Source organism: Carnobacterium jeotgali MS3, assembly GCF_000745125.1.
Classification (GTDB): domain Bacteria; phylum Bacillota; class Bacilli; order Lactobacillales; family Carnobacteriaceae; genus Carnobacterium_B; species Carnobacterium_B jeotgali.
The window spans coordinates 120995-135418 of the sequence record NZ_JQNF01000003.1; the positions used below are offsets into that span (position 1 = coordinate 120995).

6 protein-coding genes, 11 tRNA genes and 3 rRNA genes are annotated in these 14424 nt (G+C 40.3%); 2 read left to right on the plus strand and 18 right to left on the minus strand.

Annotation, left to right across the window (positions count from 1 at the left end):
- Window positions 1-16 precede the first annotated feature (16 nt).
- From BP18_RS00770 to BP18_RS00855, 18 genes are all read right to left on the minus strand, one after another.
- A tRNA-Cys gene (locus tag BP18_RS00770) sits at window positions 17-87 on the minus strand.
- A gap of 32 nt (window positions 88-119) precedes the next feature.
- Window positions 120-191 (minus strand) — tRNA-Gln (locus tag BP18_RS00775).
- A gap of 11 nt (window positions 192-202) precedes the next feature.
- A tRNA-His gene (locus BP18_RS00780) sits at window positions 203-275 on the minus strand.
- 37 nt (window positions 276-312) lie between these two features.
- A tRNA-Trp gene (locus BP18_RS00785) sits at window positions 313-386 on the minus strand.
- A gap of 29 nt (window positions 387-415) precedes the next feature.
- Window positions 416-499, minus strand: a tRNA-Tyr gene (locus tag BP18_RS00790).
- Between the two features lie 5 nt (window positions 500-504).
- A tRNA-Phe gene (locus BP18_RS00795) sits at window positions 505-580 on the minus strand.
- 35 nt (window positions 581-615) lie between these two features.
- Window positions 616-688, minus strand: a tRNA-Asp gene (locus BP18_RS00800).
- 19 nt (window positions 689-707) lie between these two features.
- A tRNA-Val gene (locus BP18_RS00805) sits at window positions 708-780 on the minus strand.
- A 46-nt stretch (window positions 781-826) separates the two neighbouring features.
- A tRNA-Glu gene (locus BP18_RS00810) sits at window positions 827-898 on the minus strand.
- Between the two features lie 11 nt (window positions 899-909).
- Window positions 910-998 (minus strand) — tRNA-Ser (locus BP18_RS00815).
- Window positions 999-1053: 55 nt separating this feature from the next.
- Window positions 1054-1127: transfer RNA gene (locus BP18_RS00820), tRNA-Asn, on the minus strand.
- 12 nt (window positions 1128-1139) lie between these two features.
- Window positions 1140-1255, minus strand: a 5S ribosomal RNA gene (gene rrf, locus BP18_RS00825).
- A 91-nt stretch (window positions 1256-1346) separates the two neighbouring features.
- Window positions 1347-4267: ribosomal RNA gene (locus tag BP18_RS00830) — 23S ribosomal RNA — on the minus strand.
- A gap of 224 nt (window positions 4268-4491) precedes the next feature.
- Window positions 4492-6053, minus strand: a 16S ribosomal RNA gene (locus BP18_RS00835).
- Together the 16S, 23S and 5S rRNA genes with 11 tRNA genes alongside form the textbook arrangement of a ribosomal RNA operon.
- A 433-nt stretch (window positions 6054-6486) precedes the next feature.
- Window positions 6487-7206, minus strand: a complete 720-nt coding sequence (locus BP18_RS00840) for a GntR family transcriptional regulator (RefSeq protein WP_029278509.1) — start codon at window positions 7204-7206, stop codon at window positions 6487-6489.
- Window positions 7207-7414: 208 nt separating this feature from the next.
- Window positions 7415-8764, minus strand: a complete 1350-nt coding sequence (locus BP18_RS00845; RefSeq protein ID WP_029278511.1) for a PTS sugar transporter subunit IIC — start codon at window positions 8762-8764, stop codon at window positions 7415-7417.
- A 185-nt stretch (window positions 8765-8949) separates the two neighbouring features.
- Window positions 8950-10206, minus strand: a complete 1257-nt coding sequence (locus BP18_RS00850) for a PTS sugar transporter subunit IIC (RefSeq protein WP_051669280.1) — start codon at window positions 10204-10206, stop codon at window positions 8950-8952.
- A gap of 57 nt (window positions 10207-10263) precedes the next feature.
- Window positions 10264-11163: a DUF7916 family protein gene (locus tag BP18_RS00855; RefSeq protein ID WP_007725812.1), complete on the minus strand. Its 900-nt coding sequence runs from the start codon at window positions 11161-11163 to the stop codon at window positions 10264-10266.
- A 325-nt stretch (window positions 11164-11488) separates the two neighbouring features.
- Between BP18_RS00855 and BP18_RS00860 the strand changes: the two genes are divergently transcribed.
- Window positions 11489-12676 (plus strand): ROK family transcriptional regulator, encoded by a 1188-nt coding sequence (locus BP18_RS00860; RefSeq protein ID WP_007725814.1) that lies wholly within the window; start codon window positions 11489-11491, stop codon window positions 12674-12676.
- 401 nt (window positions 12677-13077) lie between these two features.
- Window positions 13078-14397: an ISL3 family transposase gene (locus BP18_RS00865; RefSeq protein WP_035050143.1), complete on the plus strand. Its 1320-nt coding sequence runs from the start codon at window positions 13078-13080 to the stop codon at window positions 14395-14397.
- Window positions 14398-14424: the final 27 nt, after the last annotated feature.

The following is a 14424-nucleotide window of genomic DNA, read 5'->3' on the forward strand; positions in this document are numbered from 1 at the left end:
CATCTTTTCGAACATAAGGCGGTAACCGGATTTGAACCGGTGATGAAGGTTTTGCAGACCTCTGCCTTACCACTTGGCTATACCGCCATCTTTTTAGTTGAATGGTTCATTCAATTAAACTGGGCTAGCTGGATTCGAACCAACGCATGAGGGAGTCAAAGTCCCTTGCCTTACCGCTTGGCTATAGCCCATGAAAAAAAAAGGCGACTGATGGGGATCGAACCCACGCATGCCGGAACCACAATCCGGTGTGTTAACCACTTCACCACAATCGCCATGGTAATTATTTTTTTGCCCATCTTACATTAAAAATGGCAGGGGTAGTAGGAATTGAACCCACACTGATGGTGTTGGAGACCATAGTTCTACCTTTAAACTATACCCCTATCTTATAAAGGTTATTTCTTTTAAAAAATGGTGGAGGGGGGCAGATTCGAACTGCCGAACCCGAAGGAGCGGATTTACAGTCCGCCGCGTTTAGCCACTTCGCTACCCCTCCAATAATGGTGGCCTGGGACAGAATCGAACTGCCGACACCTTGAGCTTCAATCAAGTGCTCTACCAACTGAGCTACCAGGCCATTATATAAATGGTTTATTTAATTTTTCAAACCAACGGTCTCGACGGGAATCGAACCCGCGATCTTCTGCGTGACAGGCAGACATGTTAACCCCTACACCACGAGACCTTTTTATAACTTAAACCAATGGAGGTTGACGGGATCGAACCGCCGACCCTCTGCTTGTAAGGCAGATGCTCTCCCAGCTGAGCTAAACCTCCGAAGAATCTTACTACTGCTTTTTTTAACCAGTAACGTCGTTACTGATGACCCGTACGGGAATCGAACCCGTGATACCGCCGTGAAAGGGCGGTGTCTTAACCGCTTGACCAACGGGCCGTTTTTTCAAACGGAGAGTAAGGGATTCGAACCCTTGAGACAGTGTTCACCGCCTACATGATTTCCAATCATGCTCCTTCGGCCACTCGGACAACTCTCCAGGTGGGGTTCACTTAAACTAATCTCGTTTATATTTACATAGTTTGACTATGGAACTCCGCAAGTAGGACTCGAACCTACGACATCATGATTAACAGTCATGCGCTACTACCAACTGAGCTATTGCGGAATAATTGAATGTGCGTGGCAACGTCCTACTCTCACAAAGGGAAACCCTTCACTACCATCGGCGCTAAGAAGCTTAACTTCTGTGTTCGGCATGGGAACAGGTGTGACCTTCTTGCCATCATCACCACACAATTTCAATCAAGAGAACGTTGTTCTCTCAAAACTGGATAAGTTAACCATCATTTTTCGTTCTGAAACCGTCTTACACCGTTTTAAAAATTTGGTTAAGTCCTCGACCGATTAGTATTGGTCCGCTCCATCTATCGCTAGACTTCCACTTCCAACCTATCTACCTGATCATCTCTCAGGGGTCTTACTCACTTACGTGATGGGAAATCTCATCTTGAGGGGGGCTTCACGCTTAGATGCTTTCAGCGTTTATCCCGTCCACACATAGCTACCCAGCAATGCCCTTGGCAGAACAACTGGTACACCAGAGGTGTGTCCATCCCGGTCCTCTCGTACTAAGGACAGCTCCTCTCAAATTTCCTACGCCCGCGACGGATAGGGACCGAACTGTCTCACGACGTTCTGAACCCAGCTCGCGTACCGCTTTAATGGGCGAACAGCCCAACCCTTGGGACCGACTACAGCCCCAGGATGCGATGAGCCGACATCGAGGTGCCAAACCTCCCCGTCGATGTGGACTCTTGGGGGAGATAAGCCTGTTATCCCCAGGGTAGCTTTTATCCGTTGAGCGATGGCCCTTCCATGCGGAACCACCGGATCACTAAGCCCGACTTTCGTCCCTGCTCGACTTGTAGGTCTCGCAGTCAAGCTCCCTTATGCCTTTACACTCTGCGAATGATTTCCAACCATTCTGAGGGAACCTTTGGGCGCCTCCGTTACACTTTAGGAGGCGACCGCCCCAGTCAAACTGCCCGTCAGACACTGTCTCCCAGCCCGATAAGGGCTGTGGGTTAGAGTGGTCATACAGCAAGGGTAGTATCCCACCAACGCCTCCACCAAGACTGGCGTCCTGGCTTCATTGGCTCCTACCTATCCTGTACAAGCTGTACAAACACTCAATATCAAACTGCAGTAAAGCTCCATGGGGTCTTTCCGTCCTGTCGCGGGTAACCTGCATCTTCACAGGTACTATAATTTCACCGAGTCTCTCGTTGAGACAGTGCCCAGATCGTTACGCCTTTCGTGCGGGTCGGAACTTACCCGACAAGGAATTTCGCTACCTTAGGACCGTTATAGTTACGGCCGCCGTTTACTGGGGCTTCAATTCTGAGCTTCGCCCGAGAGCTAACCCATCCTCTTAACCTTCCAGCACCGGGCAGGCGTCAGCCCCTATACGTCATCTTACGATTTTGCAGAGACCTGTGTTTTTGATAAACAGTCGCCTGGGCCTATTCACTGCGGCTGACCAATTGGTCAGCACCCCTTCTCCCGAAGTTACGGGGTCATTTTGCCGAGTTCCTTAACGAGAGTTCTCTCGCACACCTTAGGATTCTCTCCTCGACTACCTGTGTCGGTTTGCGGTACGGGCAGTTTGTTTCTAACTAGAAGCTTTTCTTGACAGTGTGACATCGGGAACTTCGGTACTTAATTTCCCTCCCCATCACAACTTGTTCTTAAAGAAGCAAGCATTTGACTCACTTCAAAACTTGTTGCTTGGACGCGCATATCCAACAGCGCGTATTCCTTAGCCTACTGTGTCCCTCCATTGTTCAAACAAAACAAACTGGTACAGGAATCTCAACCTGTTGTCCATCGTCTACGCCATTCGGCCTCGACTTAGGTCCCGACTAACCCTGGGAGGACGAGCCTTCCCCAGGAAACCTTAGTCATTCGGTGGACGGGATTCTCACCCGTCTTTCGCTACTCATACCGGCATTCTCACTTCTAAGCGCTCCACTAGTCCTCACGATCTAGCTTCAACGCCCTTAGAACGCTCTCCTACCATAGAACCAATGGTTCTATCCACAGCTTCGGTGTTATGTTTAGCCCCGGTAAATTTTCGGCGCAGGGTCACTCGACTAGTGAGCTATTACGCACTCTTTAAATGATGGCTGCTTCTGAGCCAACATCCTAGTTGTCTAAGCAACTCCACATCCTTTTCCACTTAACATAAACTTTGGGACCTTAGCTGGTGGTCTGGGCTGTTTCCCTTTCGACTACGGATCTTATCACTCGCAGTCTGACTCCCGGATATAAATCAATGGCATTCGGAGTTTATCTGAATTCGGTAACCCGAGAAGGGCCCCTAGTCCAAACAGTTGCTCTACCTCCATGATTCTAATTCCGAGGCTAGCCCTAAAGCTATTTCGGAGAGAACCAGCTATCTCCAAGTTCGATTGGAATTTCTCCGCTACCCACACCTCATCCCCGCATTTTTCAACATACGTGGGTTCGGTCCTCCAGTGCGTATTACCGCACCTTCAACCTGGACATGGGTAGATCACTTGGTTTCGGGTCTACGACCACATACTCATTCGCCCTATTCAGACTCGCTTTCGCTGCGGCTCCGTCTCATCAACTTAACCTCGCATGGGATCGTAACTCGCCGGTTCATTCTACAAAAGGCACGCTATCACCCATTAACGGGCTTTAACTATTTGTAGGCACACGGTTTCAGGGGCTATTTCACTCCTCTTCCGAGGTTCTTTTCACCTTTCCCTCACGGTACTGGTTCACTATCGGTCACTAGGGAGTATTTAGCCTTGGGAGATGGTCCTCCCGGATTCCGACGGAATTTCTCGTGTTCCGCCGTACTCAGGATACTGATCAGAGTGAATTTGGTTTCGGATACAGGGCTTTTACCTTCTTCGGCAGACCTTTCCAGGTCGCTTCTCCTACCAAAATCATTTATGACTCTATGTGTTCAGTCCTACAACCCCAGAAAGCAAGCTTTCTGGTTTGGGCTATTCCCGTTTCGCTCGCCGCTACTCAGGGAATCGATTTTTCTTTCTCTTCCTGCAGGTACTTAGATGTTTCAGTTCTCTGCGTCTACCTCTACTGACCTATGTATTCAGTCAGCAGTAACATCCTATAAAAGATGCTGGGTTCCCCCATTCGGAAATCTTTGGATCAAAGCTCACTTACAGCTCCCCAAAGCATATCGGCGTTAGTCCCGTCCTTCATCGGCTCCTAGTGCCAAGGCATTCACCGTGCGCCCTTATTAACTTAACCTATGGTTAATCGTTAATTTTCAATACTCATCTTTCGATGAGAACCTTAAAAACTTACTTTTAAAAATTTTCGGTGTGTTTCTGGTTTCTTACTTGAATTACAATTTTTAACTTTATCCAGTTTTCAAAGAACAAGGTGTTACGATTTAAAAGATTGAGAAGATTAGACCTCTCAAAACTAAACAAAGTAAGTACGAATGTGTGGGTTTCCGTTAGTTTCCTTAGAAAGGAGGTGATCCAGCCGCACCTTCCGATACGGCTACCTTGTTACGACTTCACCCCAATTATCTGTCCCACCTTAGGCGGCTGGCTCCCAAAAGGGTTACCTCACCGACTTCGGGTGTTACAAACTCTCGTGGTGTGACGGGCGGTGTGTACAAGACCCGGGAACGTATTCACCGCGGCGTGCTGATCCGCGATTACTAGCGATTCCGGCTTCATGCAGGCGAGTTGCAGCCTGCAATCCGAACTGAGAATGGCTTTAAGAGATTAGCTTGGCCTCGCGACCTTGCGACTCGTTGTACCATCCATTGTAGCACGTGTGTAGCCCAGGTCATAAGGGGCATGATGATTTGACGTCATCCCCACCTTCCTCCGGTTTATCACCGGCAGTCTCACTAGAGTGCCCAACTGAATGCTGGCAACTAATAATAGGGGTTGCGCTCGTTGCGGGACTTAACCCAACATCTCACGACACGAGCTGACGACAACCATGCACCACCTGTCACTTTGTCCCCGAAGGGAAAGTCCTATCTCTAGGATTGTCAAAGGATGTCAAGACCTGGTAAGGTTCTTCGCGTTGCTTCGAATTAAACCACATGCTCCACCGCTTGTGCGGGTCCCCGTCAATTCCTTTGAGTTTCAACCTTGCGGTCGTACTCCCCAGGCGGAGTGCTTAATGCGTTAGCTGCAGCACTGAAGGGCGGAAACCCTCCAACACTTAGCACTCATCGTTTACGGCGTGGACTACCAGGGTATCTAATCCTGTTTGCTCCCCACGCTTTCGAGCCTCAGCGTCAGTTACAGACCAGAGAGTCGCCTTCGCCACTGGTGTTCCTCCACATATCTACGCATTTCACCGCTACACGTGGAATTCCACTCTCCTCTTCTGCACTCAAGTTCTCCAGTTTCCAATGACCCTCCCCGGTTGAGCCGGGGGCTTTCACATCAGACTTAAAGAACCGCCTGCGCTCGCTTTACGCCCAATAAATCCGGACAACGCTTGCCACCTACGTATTACCGCGGCTGCTGGCACGTAGTTAGCCGTGGCTTTCTGGTTAGATACCGTCAGGGGATGAGCAGTTACTCTCATCCTTGTTCTTCTCTAACAACAGAGTTTTACGATCCGAAAACCTTCTTCACTCACGCGGCATTGCTCCGTCAGACTTTCGTCCATTGCGGAAGATTCCCTACTGCTGCCTCCCGTAGGAGTCTGGGCCGTGTCTCAGTCCCAGTGTGGCCGATCACCCTCTCAGGTCGGCTACGTATCATCGCCTTGGTGAGCCATTACCTCACCAACTAGCTAATACGCCGCGGGTCCATCCATAAGCGGTAGCCGAAGCCACCTTTCTTCCATTCGTCAGGAGACGATTAGAAATATGCGGTATTAGCATCCGTTTCCGAATGTTATCCCCCTCTTATGGGCAGGTTACCCACGTGTTACTCACCCGTCCGCCACTCCTTAACTTCGATGGGTGCAAGCACCCGGTGAAGTTAAAGCGTTCGACTTGCATGTATTAGGCATGCCGCCAGCGTTCGTCCTGAGCCAGGATCAAACTCTCATATAAAATGATGCTTGAAGCTCATTATTGAATTGCTAGCGAATAATTATTCACTATTTTGTTACTGTTGACTCAGCACTGCTGAGTCACCCTCACATTTGGTTCGTCTTACTTTGTTTAGTTTTCAAAGGTCTAAAGCGCGTTGTAACAGTCCGTTACAACTTCTATATAATAACAAGTTATTTTTAAATTGTCAATAACTTTTTGTGAAAAATATTTGTTATAGAATTTTTATTCACTTTTCTTGCAAGTTGTTTGTTCTAACAACTCCTATTACTTTACATGGTTTACACAAACTTGTCAACTGTTTTACAAGTCAATTATTTAAAAAAAGCAATAATAGTTATTTAATACTTTATCACTCTTCTTGCACCCTTATTAATTAGCTTATTTCTAATGAAAAGACTTTTTTCTCTCATTAAAAGTTTCGAGTCTATGTTTATTCATGTTGAGTATCATTAAAACACATTTCAACCATATCATAGCGGTGTCTTACTTTTGAATATTCAAAAGGTCGACCATTTTCAAGAAACATTATTTTTGTAACCTCAAGAACCGGCTCATTATCTTTACAACTTAAATACTGACGATCCTCATCATTAGGCGGGGCAGCTTTTATAAATTGTTGGTTTCCTCCAAAAATTAGTCCTACATCCTGACGAATATAGTCATACACTGAGTGCTCTAAGATACCTAAGGTAATATTAGGGACAAGTTCTACTGGTAGTAATGAATATTCTACTGAATAAGGTTTATTATTGATAACTCTTAATCGTTTGATCTCATATACCGGAGATTCCTTTTTAATCATCAGGTATTTACATTCTTCATCTCTAGGGAAACGAACATTAAATGCTAGCACTTTATTAACTAATTCAGTCTGCTCTCCTATTTGATGAGTTAATCCGATATTTTGACCTATTTTAATTCCTGTCTCAGATAGTTGTCTAATATTTTTTTTGACGTATGTACCAGAACCTTGAATTGAGAAAACCAGTCCTTCAATAGACAATAAATCTAATGCTTTTTTTATTGTCACTCTACTTGTAACAAATTTTTCGGCTAATTCATTTTGATTGGGCAATTGACCTCCCTTAGGATAATCTCCCCGTGTAATTTGTTTTCGTAACGCATCTGCGACAGTTTTGTATTTTGCCATTACTCTCACTCACTTTACTGATATAATTTATGTCCATTATTAGAATCAATTTAGTATACCATAACCACAAAATTAGAAAACTAGAAAGATCCTTTCGTAAAATCACAGGAACTTTCTAGTTTAACACAATTTCATTTACTTTTAATTTAGTACATTAGTTCGACTTAATTAAATTTAAATGAGTACAATTTTTACATTTGATTTAATTTTAGTCGTGAACAGTGACTTCAGTTAACTCTTTATTTTCTACAGTTTGACTTGGTTCTTCAACTAATTGACGGCTATTAGAGATTTTAACAAACGGTAAGTAAATTAATGTTGAAACAACAATACATATCAACTGAGTTACTACTGCTCCGATACTACCAGCTGTGGCTAAATAAGCACTAATAAATGGTGGAGTAGTCCACGGAATCATGACAACTGCTTTTCCTGCAAAACCAATATATGTTGCGACATAACCAATCACACCAGTAACTAATGGTGTCACGATGAATGGGATAGCTAAGATAGGATTTAACATAATTGGCATTCCAAATATTACAGGTTCATTAATGTTAAATATACTTGGCCCCATAGATAACTTAGCAATTTCTTTCATGTCATCACGTTTACCAACTATAAAGATTGCAAATAGCAAACCAATAGTCACACCAGAACCACCAATATTCATGTACATGTCCCAGAAAGGCATATTAATGATATTAGGAATTTCTTTTCCTGCATTAAAAGCATCCGTATTGACTGCTATTGAAGCTAGTAGTAAAGGTTCGCGAATCGGTTTTATCATTTGATTTCCATGGATTCCGATAACCCAAAAGAATTGGGCTACGAACATTAAAATTAACACACCAGGTAATCCTTGCATCACACTTTCTAACGGTGCTTGTACGATCGTATAAATAATGTCATATAAATACATACCTGTTATACGGAATATTGCAAAACCAGCTGAAGCAATAATTGTAATCGTTAATATTGTTGGAATTAAAGCTGAAAAACTTCTTGATACATTTGGCGGAACGCTATCAGGCATTTTTATATTCAGTTTATCTTGTCTTCCTAACCAGGTAAACAACTCAACTGAAGCAATCGCGATAAACATTCCTAAAAATAGTCCTTTTGTATCCGTATAGTTACGAGACAATACGTTTTCTACGACTTGCATTTTATCATTAACTAACAATTCAAGTGTTGTGGGGTTAACGGTTATGTAACTAATAACTGCTAGTAATCCAGGGAAATACCCGCTCTCTTTATTTAGATTTCCTATTTCCATTCCTATTAAAAAGACTGCACTAATTGTTAACATATTCATCGTAGCGTAGTTAATAGCTTGAGAAATTGGTTTTAAACCTTCCAGAAATGCTAACGCATCTATTTGTGCTAATCCATTAGTTGAATCAAATACCATATTAGAGAATAGTGTTGCAAAAGCCCCTGTAATGATTACTGGTATTAAAGCGGTAAAAGCGTTTTTGATTGCTATGATATACTTGTAGCCGTTGATCTTAGTAGCCATATTCCCTAACATTATAATCCATTTGTTATTTTCCATCTATTTTTCCTCCTTTTAATATCTTTTCACAAGCTATTGTAACCCTTTTCATAAAAAATGTAAAGTCATAACATTTATTTGTATTTACAAATTTTTAACTGTAAAAAAAGCTTAACTTCAATTTACTATCGAAGTTAAGCTTTTTAAACATCTATTATTTATCTCACACTCTAGTTCACTTATTTTTATTCTTGCGCCATTGATTCTCCCAATTCTTCAGCTTTGAATCCTTTTTCAACAGCTAAGAAAAATGGCAAGTATAACAATACATCTACTATGATTAATACAATTTGTAAGATCGAACCACTAATGCTTCCAGTTACTAAAAAGCCACTTATGATTGGCGGCATTGTCCATGAGGCAACTGTTCGAGTCAATGGAACTAACCCTGATGCCATTGCAAGGTAGGCAATCACCACATTGACCATTGGTGCAAGAATAAACGGAACCAACAACATAACATTTAATACTACAGGTAGTCCGAACATAGTTGGTTCGTTAATGTTAAAAATCCCTGGGACTACGGTAATAGGAGCTAAAACTTTTGTTTGTTTACTTGTTTTTTTCTTACGAGCTAAATACCCTAACACTAAAACCAAACCAAGTGTTGCACCACCACCACCAATATAGACAAGATTATCCATAAAAGAGATCGTGAAAATATGTTGAAGTTCGGTACCCGCTTGGTAAGCAGCGCGGTTTTCATCTAGATTAGCAATCCATAACGGTTGCATAACTGAATTAACCACGTTTCCTCCATGAATACCCACAAACCAGAACAAACTATTCAAACCTACAATTATAACTGTACCAAATACATTATTTCCTAGTAATCCTAGAGGGCCTCCTAAAACTACTTGAGCAATATCATGTAAGTTGGGTAAATTTAACTTCATTAAAATTGCATAGATAATCAACCAAAATGTAACAATAAATGCACCTGGTATAATTGCACTAAAACTTTTTGCAACTGCTGGTGGCACAGTTTCTGGTAATTTAATTTGAATATTGTGGTTTATAAACCACTGATAGATATAACCACTAATTAACCCGACAATAATAGCCACGAATAAACCTTTTGCTGCCATATATGTTGTGGGCATTCCAGCACCAGCGTCAGAAGTAACAAAAGGTGTTACTACAATGAAAGATGACAATGAAATAATACCGGATGGAACCCCATCTACTCCAAATTGATTTGTTAAACTATATGCGATACCAAAGCTTGCTATTAAGCCAATCAGTCCAAAACTACTATCTGTTCCTTTCCATAGAAAATCGGCAACACCTACTTTACCAAGCCATTCTTCCCAACCCGGAATTGGAAAACTTGCTACGACCATAAATAAAGAACCAATAATAATCAACGGCATTGCCAATGTGATACCATCACGTATCGCAACAAGGAACTTATTATTTCCTATTTTTGAAGCAACTGGCATTAATTTTCGTTCTAAAAAATCATTAATATTACTCAATAAAATCTCCTCCTCTACTACTTATCTGTGTACCGATCTTGCCATCATTGAAGCAGTATGACGCATACCTCGTAAAGCTTTACTTAAAGCAAAAATATTTTCTACTGGAGCAATTCCACCATAGCCTGCATCTCCAATGTGTTGGATATCAACACCACAAATTTTATTACGAATAGCAATTTGCTTAATTGTATCTTCATCTGAACTTTCTTGGCTTGTTCCAATAGCTGACAACACTAATGCACCTTCTTTGTGAACAGCTTTAACGATTTCTTTCAATTCGTGTTCATCAAATCCAGGTACGGTACCCACTGCAGGAACTAAAATAATATCTGCCCCAGCTTCAATAAATGATTTTACCGTTTCTAAATCAACTATGCTCTCTGAAACACCAGCGCCATGCATTTTACCAGCAATAATTAACCCTGAAAACACTTCTTTTGTAGTACGGATTGTTTTCTCAATTTGAGTATTTGTAACACCCGTTCCTGGATTTCCTGTTAAACAAACAAAATCTAATCCCAATGATTCAATCTCATTGATTGTTTTTAAATTTGCTTGTCTACCTTCAGCAATCGTTAAACGATCTTCTGCCATAGATGCTTCTTCATCAACCGGTTCCAAGTTAACACCGATTGGACGACCGACCAAATTATGAAGCTGATCCACAAATGATCCATCCTGATTACTTAAACCTGAAATTTTAGGATTCAACACATCTATCCCATTTAACAAGATTAAATCTGCCCCAAATGCTCTAGCAATTTCTGCATTTGTAATGTCCTCAATAAACGGTTCTCTCTCCACGACATTTTCAGACATCACAATTCTTCCTTCACTTGCTTTAATACTTTGTTTCAGCTCATCAGCGGTCATATTCATAATTTCTGAAGCGTTAGCACTTATAAATCTTTTTGTCATAATACAACTCCCTATCATTTTTTTATTTATCTTTCTTTTACTCACTTATTTGTTACCGTTATCATTCTAATTCAATCTAATAACGTTAAATACTTAGCGTTAGCCAAGTTACTAGGCATATCCCTTTCCATAATTTTTTATTGGTTATAAATTATAAATAACAAACCAGGAAAACTCTGTTCAAAACCATATTTGTTAATATTTTGTTATCAACAACCTTATGTTAATCGATAAATAGCCCCCTGTCAACCTAAATCGTTCCAATAGTTGTTTATAAAAAATAATTAATGTTGTATACTAATTTTGTGATATTAAGGAGGATTCTATGAAGATTACTAAAAGACAGAAGGAATTACAAACCAAAATATTAGATATCATTTATACAAAGGGGCCTTTATCAAGGATTGATATTTCTCAAGCAACTGGGATCACACCAGCAACAGTAAGTGATATTGTTGGAAACTTAATTGTGGAACAGTTGATTCACGAGACTGGTGAAATCGTTTCTGATACAAATAAATCCGGTAGAAAAAAAATTTCTTTAGACATTTCACCTAATCATAGTTTTTACATTGGGGTAGAACTATCAGAAAAATTCTTTGCCTATTGTCTTATTGACAATAAACAAAATTTATTTGAAAAAAAGATTCTAACAAATGATCCTTCCACTCCCGAAAGAAATCTTACTGCATCTTTATTCGTTACTGAATTGCACTCGTTTCTTTTACACTGCTCTAATTACCATCCTCAATCTATTGGGATTGCATTACCTGGACATTTCGATGAGGAAAACCAATCAATTTTAACAAATAATTCATTTTGGACTAATTTCAACTTTAAACAATTACTCTCTACAATAAACTTACCAGTGTATTTCAAAAATAATGTTCACTGTATGACTTTATCAGAACGGTTATTTGGTCACGATAGCACCGATAATAATTTTACTTTTGTGCACGTAGGTCGAGGAATGTTTTGTTCATCAATCTATCAAAGTAATCTCTATGGGGATAATAATAATTTAGTCGGAGAAATTGGTCATATAGTTGTTCATCCTGATGGTGAGCTTTGTGAATGTGGCAAAAGAGGATGCTTGCAAACTTATGCTAGCGAATCTTGGATCATTAAAAAATCTCAAATTCTTTTTGATAAATCTGATAGTACTTATCTGAGGCAGTTAGCGACAGATCGAGCTCATCTCACAATTGAAGTGATCCTACAAGCCTATAAGTTGGGTGATGAGGGCGTCATAAATATCTTGCACAATGCTATTAAGTACCTTTCGATTACCCTAAATAATCTTTCAATGATGATTGACGCAGATAAAATGATTATTCATGGTGAACTCTTTTCAGAAAAACAACTTTTAGATTTAATAAAAGATTATTTAGAAAAAAACATTGCTCTATTAGCAACAAAGAAAAAAACACTTATAGAAATTAAAAATTATTCAGCTATAAATGGAGCTTTATCAGCTGCTGGTCTTTGTGTGGCAAAGCAACTCCTTAGTTAGTCCATTATTTTTTGGATTTAAACTAGTTTCTTTAAATAAATTTTACAGATTATTCAACAATGGGTATGACTGCTCCAAAAGAAACTTCATAGATAATACATGAAGTTTCTTTTTAGACCCCTATAGAACTACAGTCTTCCAGAAATTTTGGCTCTATATTTTTAGTTTAGATAAATGAATTTAGTTCATACTTAATATTCTGGAGGGATTGGGTTGTTTGTAGTCCTGTAGAATGTTTAAGACTTGAAAGATCTTACGAGCCAATCCGACTATTCAGGCTGTATAATTTTTGGTGTGGATGAAGAAATTCATTCACACCTATTTTTGTGCAAAAAAATAGAAACATATGAAATTTCCAGTTAGAATAAAGTCACCACAACTCACTAGAAAGGAAAATTCATATGCCTCGTAATAATTGTATCCGAATTGCACTCGATTTAAAAGATAAAAACATTCTTTTTGATGAAAAATTTTGTAAGGAGAAGAGAATCAAAGGATTCAGATCAAAAGTTTACTATGCCACTTTAACGTATCAGCCTTCTCACTGCGAGTGTTTCGGGATGAAAAATCACTCCTACTCTATTGTTAAGAATGGGTATTTAACCTCTAGGGTTAAATGGGTCAGCTCTACTCACTATCCAACTTATATTCAGTTAAAGAAACAACGATTTCTTTGTAGAGAATGCGGTGTGACCTTTGTTGCTCAGTCTCCTGAGATCGAACAAGGCTGTTTTATCGCTAAGCGGGTCAAACAGTCTATTGCAGTTGAATTAGCCGACACTACTTCTGTAAAAGACCTGTCTAAACGGCATTTTGTTTCTCCTACCACTACAGACAGAGTCTTGAAACAACTCAATCAGTCTGTTAAAAACAATTTCAAATCCTTGCCGCAACACCTTTCTTTTGATGAATTTAAATCCGTTAAAAACGTCGAAGGCAAAATGAGCTTTATTTATTCCGATGCAGATACACATGAACCGATTGATATCTTGCCAACTCGGCTCTTAACCGCTTTACACAAGCACTTTCTGCGCTATCCCTATAAAACGAGGATGACTGTAAAAACGATTGTCGTAGACATGAACGCGGCCTACTTTACATTAGTTAAAGACCTCTTTCCTAATGCTAAAGTAATCATTGACCGTTTCCATATCATTCAGTTGCTCTCACGTTCGTTGAATCAAACCAGAGTTCAACTAATGAAACGATTCAATACCTCTAATTCAGAAGATTTAAAGAACTACAGAAAATTTAAAAGGTACTGGCAACTTCTATTAAAAGACTCAGATGACTTGAATTTTAAGGATTACCGCTATCAACGACTCTTTAAAAAGCCTTTACCGAATACAGAAATCATTGACTACCTACTCACGCTCGACGAGACCCTTAAAGCGACATATGATCTGTATCAAAATCTTCTTTATTATTCTAAAAAAAATGACTATAAAGGATTTAAAGACCTTATACTGAAGACTTCTCCAAAGGAGTTGTCTCCTTTTATGCAGACTGCCCTTAAAACCCTGCGTAAACACTTGCCTAGGATCAAACATACTTTTATGTATCCCTATTCCAACGGTGCTTTAGAGGGGTCAAACAATAAAATAAAAGTCATTAAACGGGTTGCTTATGGTTATCGGAATTTCCAGAATTTTAGATGCCGTATTTTGATTAGTTTTAAAGCGAAAAAAAACAGCATGAGTCAGTTACCTCACGCTGCCTAAATTAGATTTTATTTTAACTAAATTTTG